The following is an 18,734-nucleotide window of genomic DNA, read 5'->3' on the forward strand; positions in this document are numbered from 1 at the left end:
GGTGGAACCGTGAGGGTTCTCTTCACCTACATGGGAGCGCCGACGACACCCGACGAAGTTGAGGACTTCATATTCCGCTTTCTCTACGACGTGAGGAAGGACATAGGACTCGACGTGCCGGGGGCCAGGGCGATAATCAGGGGCATAGCCAAGGCCCGCGCCCGGGCAGTCAGGGGCCACTACGCGGTTATGGGCGGAAGAAGCCCTCTTGTGGATTACATGCGAGAGATAGCCGAGCTGGTGAGTGAGAGAACAGGTTATGAGATAACCCTCGGCATGTGCTATTCCAGACCTCTCCTTGAAGAACTGAGCGACGGCTTCGACCTCGTCTTTCCGCTCTACCACGTCTACTCCAGCTCGACGACCGAGAGGTGCCTGATTAAAATCAGAGAGCTCTTCGGTGAGAGACCCTACATCAGAGAGTGGTGGGGCAACGAGAGGTTCATAGCGTGGGTCAGGCACAACATCGAGAAGGGTTTGGCGGAGAGCGGTTTTGAGAACCCCCACGTCGTCCTGAGCGTCCACAGCCTGCCAAGGAAGGTCATCGAAGGGGGCGACCCCTACCTGAAAAGCCACACAGAGCTGGCGAAGAGGGTCATGAAGGCCTTCGACTTCGAGTGGGAGATGGCCTTCCAGAGCAGGTTCGGCAAAGGTGACTGGCTCGGGCCGGAGATTCCAGAAGTTCTGGAGAGACTTAAGGAGGAGGGCGTTGAGGAGGTCTTAGTTTACCCCCTCAGCTTCCTCGTTGAGAACGTCGAGACGCTTTATGAGCTCGACGTTGAATACCGGAAAAAAGCCGAGGAGCTCGGGCTGAGGTTTTACCGGGCTAAGCTCGACCACAGGCACGATTACCTTATCTCGGCGATAGCCCAAGAGCTTAGGAGGTGGGAAGATGGGAAGGCTTAGGGACGCTTTCATAGCCTACGTCTTCGGCTTCGTTGGGGGTATTCCCCTGCTCCTCATGAAGGACACGGACGAGCTGACAAAGCTTCATGCGGCCTACTCCAGCGTGGTGGGCTTCTTCTTCTGGATTGCCTTCATGGGAGCATGGCACATGTACCCGGGTTATCCTGAGTTCGGCTGGTCGCTCTACGTCTTGGCCCTCTGGTACGTCTACGCGCTTTTCGGGGTCTGGAAGATGCTGAGGGGTAAGACCTACAGGATTCCCGGCGTCGAGGGACTGGCCAAAAAGCTCGTTAGAGTAATAGCCCCAGCCGTGTGAGGGGTGAAAATGAGACGATCCATCGTCGCCCTGTTTTTCACCGTTATGCTCCTCTCGGGAGTGCCCGTTCTGGCGGATGAGTTCACCGAGGAGGGGAACGCCTTCATGGAGGACTTCATAAAGGCCATGAACACCGGCAACTACTCCCTCATAGAGCCCCACCTGAGCGAGAGGCTCAGGAACGAGCTCGGGGAGAGGGAGTTTGCCCAGCTCAGGGGCTTCACGATGGAGAACTACGGCCGGTTGCTGTCCTTCAGCTTCGTCAACGAGAGTCGTGAAGGGGATATGGTGAAGCTGGAATACGAGGTCAAGGCGGAGAAAGGGGCCTTTCCGATCGCCTTAACCTATGAGAACGGCGAGCTCGTTGGAATCGGCCTAGGGGTAAGGGCAAAGCCAAATCCAGCGGGAATGGTCGCGATGATTCTCGGCACTCTGCTCGTCCTGGGGGCGTTTTACTTCATCCAAAAGCCAGTTACTCCAGACCTCGTCCTCGGAGCTGGGATAGCGCTCGGTCTGTCGGTTCTCATCCCCTTCTACGGGATAATCTCGCTCGTCGTGGCGTACTCCACGCTCTCCCGCGCCCTGTTCACGGCCTTTACAACCGCCCTGACTGTCGAGGCCGTCAAGTTCTACTTCGCCCGCAACAGGGACGGCCTTTCCATAGGCCTCGGGCTCGGACTTGGCCAGTATGTCCTCCTCTCCATCGGCACCTTCGTGGCGACGAACTTCATAATGCAACTACCCGTTTCCTTCACGGGGGCAACGTACTGGGCCTTCCTCTTCGCGCTAACGTTTACGGCTTTCCACGCGCTTTCGGCTGAGACGTATTCGAAGCTCCGCGACGGTAGGTTGCTCCTTCTCCTCGCATTCATCGAGGGGCTCGCGCTTGCGATGGAGTCGCTTTCGCGTCTCGGCCCTTCGCTGTTGCTTGTCTTACTGGGAATAGCGGTGGGACTCAGGCTCGGAGGTGTCATCGATGGAATCGCTGGACGAGAGGCTCGTTGAAGCACTTGAGGGGAGCGTTGAGCTCGCGAAGAAAATCGGGGAGTACATAATCCGGAGCGGGGGGAAGAGGATAAGGCCGAGGATAACCCTGGCAGTTTCGAAAGGCCTCGGACTCGACGAGAACGATGCCCTCGACCTCGCCTCGGCGATAGAGCTAATCCACACCGCCAGCTTAGTTCACGACGACGTCATTGATTTGGCGGAGAAGAGGAGGAACAACCCCACCGTCGTCATGCGCTGGGGGCCCGAGCTTGCCGTCCTCAGCGGGGATTTTCTCTTCGTCCGCGCGCTGAGGATTATAGCCAAAAAGAAGGCCGCGATGGTGGACTACGTCGCCAAAGCCGTCGAGGACATGGTCAAGGGTGAAATCCTTCAGGAAGCCGTGCGCGGGAGCGTCCATCTCGACCTCGACACGTACTACGAGATAATAGACAGGAAGACAGGAAAGCTTTTCGGAGCCGCCTTTGCGCTTCCCGCCTACTACCTCGAAAAGCCCTACTGGATGGAGCTCGACAAAGCCGGAACGCTCGTCGGAAGGGCGTTCCAGATAGTTGACGACGTTCTCGATTACTTCCCCGGAACCGGAAAGGACCGCTTCAAGGATTTGCTCAACGGAAAGGCGACCCTCCCGCTGATCCTCTACACCGAGCGCTACGGCTCTTCATTCGTCGAAAAGATTCTTAAGAACCCGAGCGAAGAGAACCTGCTCAATCTCTTTGAGAGGATGATGAATGCTGGTGTGTTCGAGGAATCTCTAAAAATAGCCAGGGGATACGTGGACGGGGCTCTGAAGCTCATTGGAGACCTGCCCTTCGATGGGAGCGAGGTTGTGAGGCTTGTTTCCGGATACTTTGAGGGGGTCTTCAAAAGGGTCAGGACTTCAGGTAGTTAGTCTATCATGTTTCACAAAAATGTACATTTGGCTAAATTCCTTTCGGGAATAAACGAAAAGCTTTAAAAAGGTTCGTTAGACAAACCGAATGGATTTTAATCCGACTGGGGGGTCAGTCATGATTGGCCTTCTCGCGACCTTAGCGTTCACGGTCCCGCTCATCGGTGGGTTAATCCTCTTCAGGCTCGACGAGAGAAAAGCAGACGTGGTAATGCTAGCTTCATTCATAACGGCGATGCTCCTCCAGCTCGGCGTTGCAGTCATTTATCTCCTCGACCACGAGGAGCTGATTCACATCGCCTACCTCAAGAGCACCCAGTTCGGCGAGGTCTATGGTATAATAATCGACCCCATGAGCGTTCTAATCGGAACGGTCGTTGCAGTTGCTGGCTTCATATTCATGTTCTACGGCGTCGAGTACATGAGCGAAAGAAACGTCGGCCATCCCGGAGGAAAGGGAAGGGGCCTCTTCTACGCCTGGATGACGCTCTTTGAAGGTGCCACCCTCGGCTTCATATACTCCTCGACCTTCCTCGGCCTGCTCATCTTCTTCGAGCTGATGGGTTTGGCATGCTGGGGCGTCGTGAGCTTCTACAACACTCCCGCAGGCAGGAGGGCCGGCTTCAAGGCCTTCATAATCCCGAACGTGGGAGCTATGATAGGCTTTTACACGGCAATCTACATCGGCCTCACCCAGCTCCACGATTTAAGTCTGTTCTCGCTCCCGAAGGTCTCACCGGAGGTTAAGCCCTGGCTGTTCCTGGCTCTTCTCATAGCGGGATACACCAAGAGCGCCCAGTTCCCGACTTACTCGTGGATTCCGGACGCGATGGAGGCGCCGACTCCAGCGAGCGCTTTCCTTCACGGCGCGGCGATGGTTGAGATGGGCGTCTACCTCGTCGCGAGGGTTATCCAGTTCATAGGGCCCTTGCCAGTCTGGATTTTCTACTTCATGGCCGTAATGGTCTCGCTCACGCTCCTAATCCCGATACTCAACTACCCCGTCCAGAAGGACGCGAAGAGACTGCTCGCTTACTCGACTGTGGCAGAGGCGGGAATAATGTTCGTTGGCCTGACCTACGCCGTCCTCGGCCTTACTGGCAAAGCACCGGGCTTCGACGTCGGCCTCAAAGCCGCGATGTTCCAGCTGACAACTCACGCCTTCGTCAAGGGCCTGGCCTTCCTCACCGCTGGAACCTTCACGTACTCCCTCGGAACCCTTGACCTGAGGCAGATAAGTGGCCTCAGGAAACTCCTGCCGGTAAACGGCCTCGCTTGGACGGTGGCACTCCTCGGTTTAGCGGGCCTACCTCCTATGGGAATAGCATTCAGCAAGGCGGAACTGCTGACTAACCTGAGCCTTGTCAGGGTCTCCGCTCTGGCCTGGCTTCCGATACTGATGGTGCTGGCGGATTCGGCAGTCTTCCTCTGGGTCGGCCTCAAGTGGATAACGAGGAACGTCTTCGGCAGGCCAAAAGCAGTTAGGGCCCCAACCCACCCGATAATAACCGCGTCGCTCGTGACCCTCATCGTCCTGACGCTGGTCTCGGCTTACCTCGCCTATCCACTCGTTGAGGAGATAACCTTCTACGGGGTGATACCATGAGCCTCTACTTCCTGGAGCTGGCCCTCGGACTGCTCTTCATCGCTTCGCTCGTCGGCCTCGCCTCGGGAAGGCGCGCCTACTACGTAACCCTCCTCGCGTCCTTCCCGCTCCTCGTGAGTGCGGTTGAGGGCTTAAACGGCATCTCGGGCGAGATAATTCCCTTCCTCCCGACGACGGTTAGAGTGGACTCCATCTCGGCCCTTTTCCTGCTCGTCACAGCTTTCATAACGCTGGCCCTCTCGCTCTACCTGCTCTCCTATGGGGTAAAGGGCAACGAGAAGTTCATGGCTATGGCAACCAACATGGCACTCCTATCTGTTGTCCTGTTCCTCGTAACTGACAATCTCGAAAGACTTACCCTCGCCTACGAGCTCTTCGCGGTGTTTACCGCCGCCATGGTGCTCGCCTCTGAAACGAGGGGCTCAAGGAAGGCCACCTGGCGCTACCTCGTACTCACTCAGGTCTTCGGTATAATCCCACTCCTGATGGCGACCGGCTTGGCTTACGGTGCAGTTGGAGATTTACACCACCTGACCTTTCACGGCCTTCGCGAGGACTTAGAGAACCTTCCTGTGAAACCTGTGTTCCTCCTCGTCCTCTTCCTCTCGGCCTCACTCGTCAGGAGCGGGGCGTTCCCCTTCCACGTCTGGGTTCCGAGGGTCTACCGCTCGCTCCCGAGCCCCTTTGTTCCGGTCTTCCTCCTCGGCGAGATCCTCGGGGTTTACATGCTCCTCAGGGTTGTCCACTTCGTCCTCCCCGCTGGAGAAGCCTTCGGCTACACAGTTGCATTCCTCGGGACCGTAACGGCCTTCGCGACGCTCTACTCCTTCAGGGAAATCAGGCTCAAGCGTAAGTTCGCGTACCACAGCGTCATGGACGTTGGAATAGCCTACTTCGCCCTCGGTAGCTCCCTCGTTCTCAAAGGAAGTTTCCTCGGAACCGTTGCCCTCCTCGGAGCTTTGCTCCACCTCCTCTACCAGACCCTCTACAAGAGCGCCTTCTTCTTTGGCCTCGGCGCGATAGAGCACTACGGTGAGGAGCCGAACATCTGCTCCATGAGGAAGCTCTTGAAGGGTCACGTCATAGCGCTCCTCGTTACCCTCTCCGTTTTTTCAATGGCGGGAGTTCCGCCGCTTTCAGCCTTCGTGAGCAAGTGGCTCATCTACACGGCTTCAATGGGCACGACCAACGTCCTCCTCTGGCTGATGGTTGTCACGGTGGCCTTCCTTGGGATATTTCCTCTGGCGTCAATAGTCCAGGTCAGAAGGATAAACAGGCTCATATGCAAGCGCGAGGTTGAGAGGGAAGAGGTTCCCTTCCTGATAAGGGCAGTCACCGGAACGGTCTCGCTCGTGAGCTTTCTCGTGGCCGTGTTCCCGTTTATCCTGCTCCCCTGGCTGACGGGTTCGCTCGAAGAACTCGGCTACCCCCTGCCCGAGAGTGCATCCCATCTCTTCCTCGGAAGTCCGGGCTCTTTCATAGCACTCATCACGCTCGTGACAATGACTTTCATCGGCTGGAAAATCGGAAAGATGCCAACCGAGCGCGTCAGCGAGCTACTCCTTATCTTCTACAACATGGGCGACATCCTCAGATTCACGGCCGACTACTTCCTCTCGGTGGGCAAGGACTTTTACCTCAAACGCATACTCCCCATCATAAAGGTCGTTCCAAGGCACGAGGTGCCCATTATCAAGGACTACGACGACGCGCTAGATTATCCGGTGAGGCACCTCGACGAGGCCATGTTCATGCCCCTCATAAGGGCCGTTGAGAGGCTTGCTCGCTGGGGCAGGAGCAGAAACCCCGACATGAACGCGCTCATGGGTGGCTTTGCCATAGCTATGGCCATCCTGATAATCCTCCTGGGGGTGTTCGCATGAACTTTGAGGCCGTGTTCCTGGACGTCCTTTACTTCGCGGCCGTCATCTACACGCTCGCTTTCGTCCTGTACGGAATTCGAGCCATTAAAGGACCAACGACCGCTGATATTATCCTCGCGGTGGACTGCCTCTCCTTCGACATGGCGGCGTTCATGGTTGTGCTGGGAATCTACTTCAAGTCCATAATGCTCGCGAGCGGTGCGATAATCCTCGCCCTGTGGGCCTTCATGCTGGACATCTACTACACCAAGTACGTCCTCTACGGGGAGGTGGAGGTATGATTATCGAGGACGTCATCTTCGTCATCGGCTCGGTCGCGATACTAATCGGGGCCATCTACGACCTCATAGCGGCCATAGGCCTGCTCAGGTTTAAGGACTTCTACATGAGAACCCACGCAGCCACCGTTGGGACGATTGGAGGGGCTGTGTTACCCGTCTTTGGTGCGGGACTGGTGGCTCTCGTCTATCACCCCCTCGGCTCCCAGAGGTTCTTCATGGCGGGGATAGCGTTCACCGTTGGAGTTTTAATCCTCCTGATAGCACCGACGGGAACACACTCGATAGTCTCGGCCGTCTATTTCGGAAGAGTCGGAAAGAAGCCGCCCTTAGTGGTTGACCAGCTCGAGGAGGACCTGCCGAAGAGGGAGGACGTTGCGGAGCTCGTCCGCGAGCATGAGGAGTTGCCCGGTGAGGAAGAAGAGCCAAAATTCACATTCAGGAGGCTGGTGAGATGATTGAGCTCCACCTGATAATCCTCGCGATAGTCGTTTCATTCGGCTTCGTCTTCAGCTACCTGGCAATGAAGGAGCACGACCTGCTCAAGGCCCTGGCTTTAAGCTCCGTCCAGTCAACCTTCTTCGCCCTCGGCTTCTACATCCTTGCGGCCCCTGACATAGTGCTGGCTTACCTCGCCATAGCGGTTGGAGCCTATACAGCCCTCGTAATCCTCGCCATAAGCAAAACGGAGCGCTACGAGGTGGGAGAATGAAGAGGGACGTTATCGTTGCCGTCTCGTTCCTGCTCGCGTTCCTGTTCATAGCCTACGCCGTAGCCGTAAAAAATGTCCTCGGCCTTGGAGGAGTCGAGCTCAGGCCCCTCGGCGAGTTCTACCTGAGCCACTCCTTCGCCCACGAGGGCCTGACCAGCCACAGCCCAGAGGTGGTTACGGCGATAGTGTGGAATTACAGGGGCTTCGATACCCTCTTCGAGACCTTCGTCTTCTTCCTCGCGATTATGGGAGCCTTCAGCGTGCTGAGACTAACGGACGAGCAGGAGAAGCTCGTGAAGGAGCTCGAGGCGAGGGAACCACACAGGCATATGGATTTAATCGTCAGGGCGATAACGAAGCTCGTCGTGATAATGATAATCGCCATTTCGGCCTCGATAGCGCTCCACGGGCATCTAACGCCAGGAGGCGGCTTCCAAGGCGGTTCGGCAATGGCGGTCGCTTCATTGCTCCTCTTCGCGGCCTTCTCCAAGTTCACCCTCGAGAGGAAGGGCCTCACGGTGAAGCACACGGTCTCAGCCTATGCCCTCGGCCTGACCTTAATCCTCGCAACGGTTCTCGCCCCAGTCTTCCTCTACGGCGGTAAGGTGCTCGAAATAAACCTCCTGCCTGGCGAGATGGGCCTCTTCAACCTCGACGTCGGTGAGTACCTGGCGGTGACCTTCGGCTTCCTTACTGTGTTCCTCGTGCTCGGCGTTTCGGAGTGGATATTCAAGACCGTCCTCAGGGGGGAGGTGGATGATTGACCTTCTCCTGGCTTACATCACGCTGACGCTCTTCGGCATGGTACTCCTCGGAATCTATGGAGTCGTCACCCGCTCCAACCTGATTAAGAAAATCATCATGCTCAACATCTTGGGCGACGCGGTGAACATGCTCTTCATCCTGATCGGCTACCGCATCGTTTTCCCCGTATTCCCGTCCATCTATGAGGAACACATAACTTTCGAGGAGTTCCTCAGCAGGGCAGTTGATCCTACCCCACAGGCGCTTGTTCTGACGGCGATAGTCATTGGGATGGCGATGAACATCCTGCTCGCCACATACGCGATACAGTTCTACCGCCTCCACGGGACGGTCGATGCAAGGGACATGGCCGAGATAATAGGGGGTGAGAGCGAATGAGGATCAGGTTCTCCCCCGCGACGTTCTTCATAGTGCTCGCCACCTACCTGTTTTACACGGGCTCTGCAACCGAATACGATGTAGTTACTGGCTCGGCGGTGGCCCTGATAGTTTCCTTCCTCGTCGGTCACTGGCTCGTGAAGAACGACCTCAAGTTCTTCTCACCGAAGAGGTGGCTCTACGCAGCCATATACTTCCTCCGCTACTTCTTCATTGAAGAAACTAAGACGCACATTGACGTCGCAAAGAGGGTCTTCACTCTCAAGGCTAACCCGGGCATCGTGAGGATTCCCCTTGAGGTGGAGAACGACTATGGAAAGGTCCTCGTTGCCAACTCGATAACCAACACGCCCGGAACGGTAGTTGTGGACATAAGCGACGACGGGAAGTGGCTCTACGTCCACTGGATTGACGTTTCCACGCTCGACGAGAAGGAAGTGAAGGAGAACGTGGTTGCCTACTTCGAGGACTACGCGAAGAAAATCTTTGACTGAGGTGATAGCATGGAGGTCGGAATAGTCCCGATTATCCCACTCGGCTTTGCGTTCTTCCTTCCCTTCATAGCCTTCATAACGGGCAGAAGAAGGGGCGTTGTGATAGCCTATTCCTTGGTGGGCCTGTTGGCGACGTTCATATCCACCCTGTGGTTGTTCAATGAGGTCTACTCCTCAAATGAGCCCTTGGTATATGCCTTGGGCAACTGGATAGCCCCAATCGGCATAGTCCTCGAAGTGGATTTAATGGGGGCGATCTTGGTTCTTTTAACGGCCTTCCTTTTCCTCCTGGCGGGAATTTACGCCGTCGAGTACCTTTCGCACGATCACGGCATTGAATTCTTCTATACCTCTCTCCTCGGCCTTGAGGCGGGACTCATTGGCCTGTTCATGACTGGAGATGCCTTCAACACCTTCGTCATGCTCGAGGTCACGGGAGCGAGCGCCTACGCCCTCGTGGGCTTTTACAGGAGCAGGAGCGAGGCCGTTGAAGGTGCCTTCAAGTACGGTATAAGCGGTGCAACGGCCACTACTCTCTACTTCCTCGCCCTCGGCTTCATCTACGCCTCCTTCGGAACCCTCAACATGGCCGACTTAAGCGCCAAGTTCCACGGGATTTCCTTCCCCGTAACCACTAAGCTCTTCGGTGAGCCAACGCTCGCCCTCGCGATTTTCTTCGCGCTGACACTCTCGATGGTCATCGTCAAGAGCGCAATCTTCCCGGGCCACTACTGGTTGCCGTATGCGCACTCGGCCGCACCTTCGCCAGTTTCGGCACTGCTGAGCGGACTCGTTGTCAGCGGGGGTGTTTACCTACTCGCGCGCTATCTCTACACGGTTTTCTATGACCTTCCGTTCTGGAAAACTCTTTCGGTAGTTCTCCTAGCCCTCGGAGCCGCTTCGGCCCTGCTATCCTCAATAATGATGGTGGTGCAGAAGGACGTGAAGAGGCTGGTGGCGTATTCGACGATACTCCACATGGGGTACCTCGTAATGGCACTCGGGGTGGGAACCCAGCTGGCGCTGACCGCTTTCCTCTACCACACCGTCAACCACGCGATAGCCAAGGGCATGCTCTTCCTCACGGTGGGAGCCTTCATACACCATGCGGGGACGAGAAAGATAGACGAACTCGCGGGGATTGGCAAAAAGATGCCCCTTACAACGGCGCTCTTCGGCCTGGCGACGCTCAGTCTCGTCGGCGTTCCCCCGCTCAACGTCTTCTTCAGCAAGATGCTCATCTTCAACGCCCTCCTCCAGGTGAGCCCTCTCGTTGCCTCCGTCGTGGTAATCACAAGCGCAATAGCCGCTTGGGCATACTTCCGGCTTTTCATAACCCTCTGGCGCGGAAAGCCGGTCGAGGGGCACCATCACGGCCATGATGAACACGAAGAGCCAGAGAGACACGAGGTCCCGCTCTTCGTGGCGGTGAACTTACTCCTCGGAACCCTCGTGGTCACGTTTGGGGTCTTCGCCCCGGTAATAATCGACAAGTTCTTCCACCCGGCCTCGGTTCAGGCGATGGATTGGCAGAGCTACGTTGACGCGGTGAAGAGGCTGGCGGAGACAACTTTCTCGGCCCTCGGCTAACCTTTTTACGCACCTTTTCCAACTCCTTACCGGTGCCAGTGAATGGAAGTAGAGAAGTTCAAGTGGTCGGGCTTTGCCGGGGGTTTAATCTACTGGCTCTTCGTTGCATGGAGCGTAAGCCGAAACCCCTGGTTCTCCTTCTGGAGAAACGCACTGAGCGACCTTGGAGGGGCCAATGCGAACTCACCCTGGATTTACAACGCCGGCCTCGTGGTTACCTCATTCTTCGTGATGGCTTTTGCGGTCTATCTGGTGTTAACTGCCCTAAACAAGCTCCAGACGGTTGGCGGTTCCTACGTGAGCATTTCGGCGATTTTTCTGGCCCTAATCGGTGTGTTCCACGAGGGAACGAGGCCTCACGGCTTCGTCTCGACGTACTTCTTCGTCCAGTTCTTCCTGGGGGTCCTGATTTACGGCCTCGGCTCGGGAGAAAAGTTAAGGTCGCCTCGCTCGTTCTCTTTGCCCTCGCGGTTATCGGGGCATTTTTCAAGTGGCCCTCAACTGCACTCTTGGAAACCTACGAGATTCTCCTCGTCATGGCCTTTACTCTCCTCATCGCGCTTTCTGGAGGTGGTGAAAGGTGAGCGCGCCTTTTCCTCCGATAAGGCGAACGCCTGAGATGAAGAGTCGAATCCTTAAGCCTGAAGAGGCGGAGAAGGCTGTAGAGCTCGTCAGGCAGGCGTTATCTTTCTTCAGGGCGGGAGAACCGATAGTTCACCCCGACCACGTGGACGTTCCGGTTCTCTACCTCGACTTCGCGATAGACCGGGTCCACTACGATCCGCGAACAGGTAATCCCAGCCCTAAGGGTGCACATCCACATACTGAGCCCCGCGCCGAAGGCGCTCGCGAGAGAATAGACGAGGTTCTCAAGGAAGCCCACGTTCTTGAGGGGGCCGAGTTCAGGGAACCTGAGGACTGCTGGGTCGTACCGGTAGCGTGGAAAAGCTTTATAATCCTGCACGTCCGCGTCTCGGCGGATGGAAGCGAGCTGATTCCAGATTATCATCTGACCCAAGAGGTGAGGCGACACGGTCTATAACCCCAAGGAATTCCTGAGAAGGGAGTGGTTCCTGAGCCTTCTGCTCCTCATCTACGTCGGGTTAGTCTTAATAGACCTCTCCCTCCTCGAAAGAACTCCAGACCTCGTTGACTGGGGAAGCCTGAGCCTCATCACCGCCCTAATCATAACCTCGAAGGGCCTCGAGCTCTCAGGAGTCTTCAACAGGCTCGCACCGAGACTCGTTGAGGGGGCAAATGGTTCGAGCAGAAGACTGCTTCTCCTCCTGCTCCCCACGATAGCTCTCTCTTCAGCGCTGGCAATGAACGATACAGCAATGCTCGTCTTCATTCCCCTCGTTGTAGTCCTCTCGGAGCTCTCGGGAATGGACAAGGCGAGGGCCGTGACACTCTCTGCAATAGCGGCCAACGTAGGTTCCGCCTTAACGCCGATAGGGAACCCCCAGAACATCATAATCTGGCGCGAGTATGGTTTGAGCTTCCTCGCGTTTGTTAGAGGCATGCTGCCATTCGTTCTAATCTGGCTTACCCTCTTGCTGGCATTCGTCATTTTATCTCCCTATGAGACGCTTTCGATTCGTTCTCTTCCTCCAGTCGCCTTTAGACGGGATTTGTTTGTAGTTTCTACTTCTCTGCTCGCCCTGAACATCTACCTCGGCGAAACCGGAAGGCATGAGCTCTCGATTGCGCTCACCCTGTTAGCCTTTCTCCTCCTCGAGAGGGACGTCCTTCTAAGCTTCGACTGGGTGCTCGTGCTCACCTTCGCGTTCATCTTCATAGACTTCAACGAGTTCTCGGCGTTGCTACTCAAGGCGGGGTTCTCGCTTCCGACCGAGGGAGCTGGCCTCGTTCTGGCATCTGCAGGATTGAGCCAGCTGATAAGCAACGTCCCGGCGACGGTCGTCTTTCTCGGCTCAAAACCCGCGTGGCTTCCCTTGGCCCTCGGAGTGAACGTGGGTGGAACGGGAACGGTCGTAGGTTCCCTCGCCAACCTCATAGCGGTTAGAATAGCGCGGGTTTCATTGAGGGACTTCCACAGGTACTCAATCGCATATTTTGCAGTCTCCATAGCGCTGATGATAGCAATACTGAGAATTTAACGGGAAACGGGAAGAATAGAATAGAGGAAAGAAGCTCACTCGAGCTTCTTGTAGCAGAACCACCAGTCGTAGCACTCGATCTCGCCCTTGGCCTTGGCTTCCTCTCTCTGCTTCTTCTCCTCGATGTTGCTGGCCGGCGGGATGATAACCTTGTCGCCGATGAGCTCGTTCTCGGGCCACTTGTGCGGAAGGGCAACGCCGTTCTCGTCGCTGATCTTGAGGGCCTTGACGAGCCTGAGTATCTCGTCCCAGTCCCTCCCGACCTCGGCCGGGTAGTAGACTATCGCGCGAATGACGCCCTTGTCGTCAACGACAAAGACCGCCCTGGCGGTAATGGTGGCACCGCTCGGAATCATGCCAAGCTTCTCGGCGAGCTCACCGCGGTCGTCTGCTATGATGGGGAACTCAATCTCGACGCCGAGGTTCTCCTTAATCCACTCCATCCACTTGATGTGGCTGAAGACCTGGTCAACGCTGAGCCCGATCGGCTCGACGCCGAGCTCCCTGAACTTGTCGAGCCTCTTCTGCATGGCGTAGAACTCGGTCGTACAGACCGGGGTGAAGTCAGCCGGGTGGCTGAAGAGTATGAACCACTTGCCCTGCTCGGCGAAGTAGTCCGGGAGCTTTATCACTCCGTGGGTGGTCTTGACCTCAACCTCTGGGAACTTTTCTCCTATGACGACCATCTTTCATCACCTCTTCATTTTTCTGTGTCGTCTTCACTATAAACCTCAGAGGTTCGAATATATAAGCTTTTCGGTTCGTTTTTGGGAAAATTCTTGACGGATAACCAGCGGTCTTTTAAACCGCGTGGCGAGATGTACGGAGAATACTGAAATTGATCGTCACTGTATAAAACACGCCAATTTATCTTTGTCAAAATTGGAAACTGGGGAGCCCCCATTCGCCTTTAATTTTTCTAACATCGATCCACGTTGAACGACTTGTGGGCTGTTATTGGTATTCAGATTTTCCTGATCCGGAGCATTCCTCCTTTGGGTCTCACTCTCAGGCATCTTTCGTTAGAATGTTCCAAAAACGGAACAAATTCTTTTAAGATTTGGAACAAAGGTTCAACCATGAGCAACGAAGATGAGAGGTTCATGCGGCTGGCGCTCGAGCTGGCGAAGCGCGGTGAAGGCTGGGTGAACCCAAACCCCATGGTCGGGGCGGTCATCGTGAAAGACGGTAAAGTCATCGGCGTCGGCTGGCACAAGCGCTTCGGCGAGAAGCACGCCGAGGTTAACGCCATAGAGGACGCGAAAAGAAAGGGGCATGACGTCAGGGGTGCCACGATGTACGTAACGCTTGAACCCTGCTCCCACTGGGGGAAGCAGCCGCCCTGCGCCGACAGGATAATCAGGGAAGGCTTCAAGAGGGTTGTAGTTGCGATGGTGGATCCAAACCCGCTAGTCTCGGGTAGGGGAATCGAGAAGATGAAAAAGGCTGGAATAGAGGTTGAGGTGGGGGTTCTCGAAGACGAGGCGAGAAAGTTAAACGAGATTTTCATTAAATACGTGACGAAGAAAATGCCTTTCGTTTCAATCAAGCTCGCCTTAACCCTTGACGGGTTCATAGCCACTGAAACAGGCTCCTCCCAGTGGATAACCGGAGAAAAGGCGAGGCAAAAGGTTCAGGAGCTCAGGAGGAGGCACATGGCAATAATGGTCGGCTCTGGAACGGTCTTGGCTGACAATCCGAGGCTCAACTGCAGGCTGGAGAACTGCCCCGAGAAGATCAAGGTAATCCTCGATCGCTCCGGCAGAGTTGCAAAAGCCATCAGGGAGGGCAGAAAGTTCCGTCTTTTTGAAGACGGCAGGGTCATCTTTTTCACGGAAAAACCTGAGCTCTTCGAGGGAATAGCTGAAGCCTACCCGATAACCGAGCCGGGAGAAATCCTGAGGAAACTTGGCGAGCTCGGCATCGACAGTGTCCTCATTGAGGGTGGAAGGATAACCTGCCAGTTTTTAAGCCATGCCGACAAGTTCTACCTCTTCTACGGGCCCAAGCTCTTTGGGAATGGAATAAAGCCCTTCGAGTGCCTTAAAGTTGAGGACGCGAACGAGGCCCCCGTCTTGAGGATTGACTCAATAGAGAGGCTCGGCAAGAGCTTCCTCGTAACCGCTTACCCCGGTGGTGGAGATGTTCAGCGGGATCGTTGAAGGAACGGGAAAGGCCCGATACTCCGCAGGAAAGCTTTACGTAGAGCTCCCGTTCGAGGTCAAACCGGGTGACAGCGTCGCGGTGAACGGGGCCTGCTTAACCGTCGTCGAGTTCGATGGAAAAACGGCCGTCTTCGACGTCGGCGAGGAGACCCTAAAGCGGACAAACCTCAGGGAGGCAAGGCTCGTGAACCTTGAGAGGGCCCTGAAGCTTGGAGACAGACTTGACGGCCACATAGTTACGGGCCACGTGGACGGGACAATCAGGTTTATCACCGCGCGGAGGAGCGGGAACACCACCTGGATGGCCTTCGAGATGCCGCGCGAGAGGTGGGGAATAGCTGAGAAGGGCTCGATAGCGCTCAACGGCGTCTCCCTCACCGTTGCAAGGGTCGAAGCCAACCGCTTCTGGATCCAGGTGATTCCATACACGCTCGAGGTGACGAACCTCGGCCACCTTAGGCCTGGAGACAGGGTAAACTACGAGATTGACGTGCTGGCAAGGTATGTAAAGCGCATCATGGAGGCGGGAGTATGAACCTTGAAGAGCTGAGAAGGGCAATCCTTGAGGGAAAACCCGTCGTGCTGATAGATGACAGAAGAGAATTCGAGGCAGATTTGATTTATCCGGCCGAGATTGCCTCTGCCGAGGTAGTCAACTTCATGCTCTCGGCCAAAGGCCTGCTGTGCCTCACGATGGACATGGACGAAGCCTTAAAGAAGGGCTTCTTCCGCCTGCCGAGCAAGGAAGGTGAGACTAACTTTCTGATACCGGTCGATTATAAGGAGACATTCACAGGCATAACCGCTAAGGAGAGGGCTTTGACTGCAAGAAAGCTCGCCGAGGGATTGAGCGTTGAGGCCTTCCGTTACCCCGGGCATCTGCACCTCCTCGGCGGAATTGGACTCAACAGGCGTCGCGGCCACACCGAGAGCTCGCTTGAGCTCATGGAATTCCTCGGCTTCAAGCGCTATGCACTGATAATCGAGATCCTCGATGAAAAGGGCGACTCCCACAACCGCGAGTACGCGCTGGCTTTTGCTGAGAAGCACGGCCTACCCGTTATCACCACCGATGACGTCTGGAAGGAGTTCGTGAGGAGGAAGCAGCTGATTAGAGTTTACGCCAACGCGAGGCTCCCAACGAAATACGGCGAGTTCAGGATTATAGCCTTCGAGAACGAGCTCGATTTCAAGGAGCACGTGGCCATAGTCAAGGAGCCCTACGGCGACGTTCCGCTCGTCAGGATTCATTCGAAGTGCCTCACCGGGGACACGCTGGCATCGCTCAAGTGCGACTGCGGAAGTCAATTGGCAAATTCACTCAGAATGATAGCGCAAGAGGGAGGAATACTGCTCTACATGGACCAGGAGGGGAGGGGAATAGGCCTGAAGGAGAAGATCAAGGCCTACGAGCTCCAGGATAAGGGCCTCGATACGGTGGAGGCAAACAAAGCTTTAGGATTTAAGGCCGACGAGAGGACTTACGAGGCGGCTTTCCAGATGCTTCGCGCGCTGGGCGTCTCAAAGGTCAGGCTTATAACCAACAACCCGGCGAAGGCGAAAGCTTTGGAGGAGTTAGGAATAGAGGTCGTCGAGGTAGTTCCCGCCCCTCCAGAGGTCACTGAATACAACAGGAACTATCTCAAGGTCAAGGTTGAGAAGCTCGGCCACAAGCTTCCATTTGAGGTTTAGGGGGTGTGTTTATGGAGGTAAGGACGGTTGAAGGCGGTTTTATAGGAAAAGGCCTGAGGATGGGCGTTGTAGTTGCCCGCTTCAACGATTTGCTCACCGGGGAGCTCCTGAAGGGTGCCCTCGACTGCTTCGAGAGGCATGGAGTCGAGGAAGTCGATGTTGTCAAAGTCCCCGGTTCTTTCGAGATCCCGCTCGTGGCGAAAAAAATGGCCGAGAGTGGCAGGTACGACGCGGTTTTAGCTCTGGGGGCGGTCGTGAGGGGAGAAACCAAGCACTTCGACCTGGTTGCCAACGAAGTTGCCAAAGGCGTTGCTAATGTCTCGCTCGACACTGGCGTTCCGGTCATCTTTGGAGTCATAACCGTCGAGGACGAACTGCAGGGCTTCAACAGGGCGGGAGTAAAGAGCAACAAGGGCTTCGAGTACGCGATGGCCGCTTTGGAGATGGCAGACCTGATGAGAAAGATGGAGGAGTGATCAGGCCTTTTTCTCCATTAACTTTTTGAGGAGTTTGAGCTCGCCTTCAAGGCGCTCGTAGTGGCTCTTCTCGACCTTGGCGAGGGACTCGAAGAGGTCCCTTAGTTCCGGATCCTCGGTTTCCTTGGCGAGGCGATTGTAAACTTCCATGGCGAGCTTTTCACTTTCCATTGCAGCATGGAGGGCTTCTATTGCATCCTCGGCCCTTTCAAACCTGTCGAGCACTGGATAAACCTCAATCGGCGGGATCTCCGGGGCTTTCGGTTCCTTGCCGTAGGTCTTTCTGTATATCTCCCTCAGCCTTTCCCCGTGCTCCCTCGATTCTTTTGAGAGTGTCCAGAAGGTCTCCACGAGCGAATCCGGCAGTCCTAGGTTCTTCGCCCTCCTCGCGAGTTCTCCATACAGTTTGGCCTCCTCAAGCTCGCCCTCTATCCAGTAGGCGATGAGCGATTCCTTGTCGAGCTTTCTCAGCCGCTCAAGGGCAATCTCAACGGTGTCCAGCATAACCGCCACCATCAAAATTTCACCGGATGGTTAATTAGCCTTCCGGTGTTCGAAGACCCGGCTAAGGATGTTATAAGGGTAGGAAACTCTTAAAGCTCCGTACTCAAAACTCTTAGAGGTGTTGCGGTTATGGAGATGGACAAACCCCTGCCCTACGTGGGGGTGACCCCCCTGCAGATGGCTACTACGGTAGCGATTCTTGTGATAGGGTGGGTGGTAACAAAGATACTCGTCGGTACCTTCAAGAGGGGATTGAAGAAGACCAAGCTTCCAGAGCTAGTTGTGGAGTTCCTCAGCAGGTTTCTGAGCGCGCTCCTGTACGTTGCGGTGATCCTTCTCGCGGTCAGCGCCCTGGGAATAGGTGTTGGCTCGGTCGTTCTGAGCATCTCCGCTGTGATCGGCCTGATCCTCGGCTTTGGAATGCAGGACACTCTAACCAACCTGGCGGCTGGAGTGTGGATAACCGCTCTGAGACCCTTCGATAAAGGAGACGTTGTCACCGTTGCCGGCCAGACAGGGAAGGTAAACGCCGTTGGGATCATGAGCACCGAGCTCTTAACCCCTGACAACACGCTCATAACGATACCCAACAAGCTCGTCTGGGGAAGCGTCATAACGAACTACACGAGAATGCCAACGAGAAGGGTCAGCGTTGATGTCGGCGTTGCCTACGGGACAGATCTTGACAGGGCCATAAAGATCGCGATGGACATTATGAAGGGTCACCCGAAGGTGCTGAACGATCCGGAACCAAGCGTCGTCATAACGGCCCTCGCGGACTCCTCGATAAACCTCCAGCTCAGGGCGTGGACGAAAACCGAGGACTACTGGGCCGTCAAGGGCGACCTCACTAGGGCAATCTACGAGACCTACATGAAGGAGGGCATCGAGATACCGTTCCCGCAGATGGACGTGCACATAAAGGAAATGCCGAGGTAAAAGGTGACTTTCA

At 55.6% G+C, this 18,734-nt stretch carries 23 protein-coding genes; 21 read left to right on the forward strand and 2 right to left on the reverse strand.

From position 1 onward, the window contains the following. Positions 1-9: 9 nt before the first annotated feature. The 16 genes from hemH to TGAM_RS06345 all read left to right on the forward strand — a co-directional run bounded on the left by hemH (position 10) and on the right by TGAM_RS06345 (position 12,945). Positions 10-906 carry a ferrochelatase gene (gene hemH / locus TGAM_RS06270; RefSeq protein ID WP_148206276.1) on the forward strand — a complete coding sequence of 299 codons (897 nt, stop codon included), beginning with the start codon at positions 10-12 and terminating at the stop codon, positions 904-906. Beyond that, a complete protein-coding gene (locus TGAM_RS06275) occupies positions 893-1,222 on the forward strand; it encodes a hypothetical protein (RefSeq protein ID WP_015858852.1) in 330 nt (109 codons plus the stop codon). The genes hemH and TGAM_RS06275 overlap by 14 nt, the downstream gene beginning before the upstream one ends. A 9-nt stretch (positions 1,223-1,231) precedes the next feature. After that, positions 1,232-2,227, forward strand: coding sequence for a DUF3887 domain-containing protein (locus TGAM_RS06280; RefSeq protein ID WP_238516187.1), 996 nt, complete (start codon positions 1,232-1,234; stop codon positions 2,225-2,227). Then, positions 2,199-3,119, forward strand: coding sequence for a polyprenyl synthetase family protein (locus TGAM_RS06285; RefSeq protein WP_048811212.1), 921 nt, complete (start codon positions 2,199-2,201; stop codon positions 3,117-3,119). Before TGAM_RS06280 ends, TGAM_RS06285 begins: the two co-directional genes overlap by 29 nt. A 118-nt stretch (positions 3,120-3,237) precedes the next feature. After that, positions 3,238-4,725: a hydrogenase 4 subunit D gene (locus TGAM_RS06290; RefSeq protein ID WP_015858855.1), complete on the forward strand. Its 1,488-nt coding sequence runs from the start codon at positions 3,238-3,240 to the stop codon at positions 4,723-4,725. Continuing rightward, a complete protein-coding gene (locus TGAM_RS06295) occupies positions 4,722-6,608 on the forward strand; it encodes a complex I subunit 5 family protein (protein ID WP_015858856.1) in 1,887 nt (628 codons plus the stop codon). Before TGAM_RS06290 ends, TGAM_RS06295 begins: the two co-directional genes overlap by 4 nt. Beyond that, positions 6,605-6,889 carry a monovalent cation/H+ antiporter complex subunit F gene (locus tag TGAM_RS06300; protein ID WP_015858857.1) on the forward strand — a complete coding sequence of 95 codons (285 nt, stop codon included), beginning with the start codon at positions 6,605-6,607 and terminating at the stop codon, positions 6,887-6,889. The genes TGAM_RS06295 and TGAM_RS06300 overlap by 4 nt, the downstream gene beginning before the upstream one ends. Then, positions 6,886-7,344, forward strand: a complete 459-nt coding sequence (gene mnhG / locus TGAM_RS06305; protein ID WP_015858858.1) for a monovalent cation/H(+) antiporter subunit G — start codon at positions 6,886-6,888, stop codon at positions 7,342-7,344. Before TGAM_RS06300 ends, mnhG begins: the two co-directional genes overlap by 4 nt. Further along, on the forward strand, positions 7,341-7,598 hold the full coding sequence (locus TGAM_RS06310) for a hydrogenase subunit MbhD domain-containing protein (RefSeq protein WP_015858859.1): 258 nt from the start codon (positions 7,341-7,343) through the stop codon (positions 7,596-7,598). The genes mnhG and TGAM_RS06310 overlap by 4 nt, the downstream gene beginning before the upstream one ends. Then, positions 7,595-8,362, forward strand: a complete 768-nt coding sequence (locus TGAM_RS06315; RefSeq protein WP_015858860.1) for a Na(+)/H(+) antiporter subunit B — start codon at positions 7,595-7,597, stop codon at positions 8,360-8,362. The genes TGAM_RS06310 and TGAM_RS06315 overlap by 4 nt, the downstream gene beginning before the upstream one ends. Continuing rightward, positions 8,355-8,741, forward strand: a complete 387-nt coding sequence (locus TGAM_RS06320) for a sodium:proton antiporter (protein ID WP_015858861.1) — start codon at positions 8,355-8,357, stop codon at positions 8,739-8,741. Before TGAM_RS06315 ends, TGAM_RS06320 begins: the two co-directional genes overlap by 8 nt. Next, positions 8,738-9,235, forward strand: coding sequence for a Na+/H+ antiporter subunit E (locus TGAM_RS06325; protein ID WP_015858862.1), 498 nt, complete (start codon positions 8,738-8,740; stop codon positions 9,233-9,235). Before TGAM_RS06320 ends, TGAM_RS06325 begins: the two co-directional genes overlap by 4 nt. A gap of 9 nt (positions 9,236-9,244) precedes the next feature. Then, positions 9,245-10,825 carry a proton-conducting transporter transmembrane domain-containing protein gene (locus tag TGAM_RS06330; protein ID WP_015858863.1) on the forward strand — a complete coding sequence of 527 codons (1,581 nt, stop codon included), beginning with the start codon at positions 9,245-9,247 and terminating at the stop codon, positions 10,823-10,825. A gap of 42 nt (positions 10,826-10,867) precedes the next feature. Beyond that, the gene (locus TGAM_RS06335; RefSeq protein WP_015858864.1) at positions 10,868-11,443 is read left to right on the forward strand and encodes a DUF998 domain-containing protein; all 576 of its coding nucleotides are present in this window, start codon (positions 10,868-10,870) and stop codon (positions 11,441-11,443) included. After that, on the forward strand, positions 11,406-11,867 hold the full coding sequence (locus tag TGAM_RS06340; RefSeq protein WP_148206277.1) for a hypothetical protein: 462 nt from the start codon (positions 11,406-11,408) through the stop codon (positions 11,865-11,867). The genes TGAM_RS06335 and TGAM_RS06340 overlap by 38 nt, the downstream gene beginning before the upstream one ends. A gap of 70 nt (positions 11,868-11,937) precedes the next feature. Next, positions 11,938-12,945, forward strand: coding sequence for an SLC13 family permease (locus TGAM_RS06345; RefSeq protein WP_094745786.1), 1,008 nt, complete (start codon positions 11,938-11,940; stop codon positions 12,943-12,945). A 35-nt stretch (positions 12,946-12,980) separates the two neighbouring features. On the opposite strand, the gene TGAM_RS06350 is transcribed toward TGAM_RS06345, so the two are convergent. Beyond that, the gene (locus tag TGAM_RS06350) at positions 12,981-13,631 is read right to left on the reverse strand and encodes a peroxiredoxin (protein WP_015858867.1); all 651 of its coding nucleotides are present in this window, start codon (positions 13,629-13,631) and stop codon (positions 12,981-12,983) included. Between the two features lie 393 nt (positions 13,632-14,024). On the opposite strand from TGAM_RS06350, the gene ribD reads away from it, so the two are divergent. The 4 genes from ribD to ribH are packed head-to-tail and all read left to right on the forward strand — an operon-like array spanning position 14,025 to position 17,278. Continuing rightward, positions 14,025-15,107: a bifunctional diaminohydroxyphosphoribosylaminopyrimidine deaminase/5-amino-6-(5-phosphoribosylamino)uracil reductase RibD gene (gene ribD, locus TGAM_RS06355; RefSeq protein WP_048811214.1), complete on the forward strand. Its 1,083-nt coding sequence runs from the start codon at positions 14,025-14,027 to the stop codon at positions 15,105-15,107. Further along, the gene (locus TGAM_RS06360; RefSeq protein ID WP_015858869.1) at positions 15,088-15,645 is read left to right on the forward strand and encodes a riboflavin synthase; all 558 of its coding nucleotides are present in this window, start codon (positions 15,088-15,090) and stop codon (positions 15,643-15,645) included. Before ribD ends, TGAM_RS06360 begins: the two co-directional genes overlap by 20 nt. Next, entirely contained in the window at positions 15,642-16,802 is a 1,161-nt protein-coding gene (locus TGAM_RS06365; RefSeq protein WP_015858870.1) for a bifunctional 3,4-dihydroxy-2-butanone-4-phosphate synthase/GTP cyclohydrolase II, read from the forward strand. Before TGAM_RS06360 ends, TGAM_RS06365 begins: the two co-directional genes overlap by 4 nt. A gap of 11 nt (positions 16,803-16,813) precedes the next feature. Next, complete coding sequence (gene ribH / locus TGAM_RS06370; RefSeq protein WP_015858871.1) at positions 16,814-17,278, forward strand: 6,7-dimethyl-8-ribityllumazine synthase; 465 nt, start codon at positions 16,814-16,816, stop codon at positions 17,276-17,278. Here the strand turns inward: ribH and TGAM_RS06375 are convergent, their stop codons facing one another. Next, positions 17,279-17,794, reverse strand: coding sequence for a ferritin-like domain-containing protein (locus TGAM_RS06375; protein WP_394295122.1), 516 nt, complete (start codon positions 17,792-17,794; stop codon positions 17,279-17,281). Positions 17,795-17,911: 117 nt separating this feature from the next. Here TGAM_RS06375 and TGAM_RS06380 point away from each other — a divergent pair, with 117 nt between their 5' ends. Then, positions 17,912-18,721: a mechanosensitive ion channel family protein gene (locus TGAM_RS06380; RefSeq protein ID WP_015858873.1), complete on the forward strand. Its 810-nt coding sequence runs from the start codon at positions 17,912-17,914 to the stop codon at positions 18,719-18,721. The last annotated feature ends 13 nt before the right edge of the window (positions 18,722-18,734 follow it).

Origin of the sequence: Thermococcus gammatolerans EJ3, from assembly GCF_000022365.1 — an archaeon.
In the GTDB taxonomy this organism is placed as follows: Archaea; Methanobacteriota_B; Thermococci; order Thermococcales; family Thermococcaceae; genus Thermococcus; species Thermococcus gammatolerans.

Bases quoted from the DNA above. Each gene is read 5' to 3' on its own strand.
- TGAM_RS06275 (WP_015858852.1), top strand. From the start codon at position 893: ATGGGAAGGCTTAGGGACGCTTTCATAGCCTACGTCTTCGGCTTCGTT.
- TGAM_RS06280 (WP_238516187.1), top strand. From the start codon at position 1,232: ATGAGACGATCCATCGTCGCCCTGTTTTTCACCGTTATGCTCCTCTCG.
- TGAM_RS06285 (WP_048811212.1), top strand. From the start codon at position 2,199: ATGGAATCGCTGGACGAGAGGCTCGTTGAAGCACTTGAGGGGAGCGTT.
- TGAM_RS06290 (WP_015858855.1), top strand. From the start codon at position 3,238: ATGATTGGCCTTCTCGCGACCTTAGCGTTCACGGTCCCGCTCATCGGT.
- TGAM_RS06295 (WP_015858856.1), top strand. From the start codon at position 4,722: ATGAGCCTCTACTTCCTGGAGCTGGCCCTCGGACTGCTCTTCATCGCT.
- TGAM_RS06300 (WP_015858857.1), top strand. From the start codon at position 6,605: ATGAACTTTGAGGCCGTGTTCCTGGACGTCCTTTACTTCGCGGCCGTC.
- mnhG (WP_015858858.1), top strand. From the start codon at position 6,886: ATGATTATCGAGGACGTCATCTTCGTCATCGGCTCGGTCGCGATACTA.
- TGAM_RS06310 (WP_015858859.1), top strand. From the start codon at position 7,341: ATGATTGAGCTCCACCTGATAATCCTCGCGATAGTCGTTTCATTCGGC.
- TGAM_RS06315 (WP_015858860.1), top strand. From the start codon at position 7,595: ATGAAGAGGGACGTTATCGTTGCCGTCTCGTTCCTGCTCGCGTTCCTG.
- TGAM_RS06320 (WP_015858861.1), top strand. From the start codon at position 8,355: ATGATTGACCTTCTCCTGGCTTACATCACGCTGACGCTCTTCGGCATG.
- TGAM_RS06325 (WP_015858862.1), top strand. From the start codon at position 8,738: ATGAGGATCAGGTTCTCCCCCGCGACGTTCTTCATAGTGCTCGCCACC.
- TGAM_RS06330 (WP_015858863.1), top strand. From the start codon at position 9,245: ATGGAGGTCGGAATAGTCCCGATTATCCCACTCGGCTTTGCGTTCTTC.
- TGAM_RS06335 (WP_015858864.1), top strand. From the start codon at position 10,868: ATGGAAGTAGAGAAGTTCAAGTGGTCGGGCTTTGCCGGGGGTTTAATC.
- TGAM_RS06350 (WP_015858867.1), bottom strand. From the start codon at position 13,631: ATGGTCGTCATAGGAGAAAAGTTCCCAGAGGTTGAGGTCAAGACCACC.
- ribD (WP_048811214.1), top strand. From the start codon at position 14,025: ATGAGCAACGAAGATGAGAGGTTCATGCGGCTGGCGCTCGAGCTGGCG.
- TGAM_RS06360 (WP_015858869.1), top strand. From the start codon at position 15,088: ATGTTCAGCGGGATCGTTGAAGGAACGGGAAAGGCCCGATACTCCGCA.
- TGAM_RS06365 (WP_015858870.1), top strand. From the start codon at position 15,642: ATGAACCTTGAAGAGCTGAGAAGGGCAATCCTTGAGGGAAAACCCGTC.
- ribH (WP_015858871.1), top strand. From the start codon at position 16,814: ATGGAGGTAAGGACGGTTGAAGGCGGTTTTATAGGAAAAGGCCTGAGG.
- TGAM_RS06375 (WP_394295122.1), bottom strand. From the start codon at position 17,794: ATGGTGGCGGTTATGCTGGACACCGTTGAGATTGCCCTTGAGCGGCTG.
- TGAM_RS06380 (WP_015858873.1), top strand. From the start codon at position 17,912: ATGGAGATGGACAAACCCCTGCCCTACGTGGGGGTGACCCCCCTGCAG.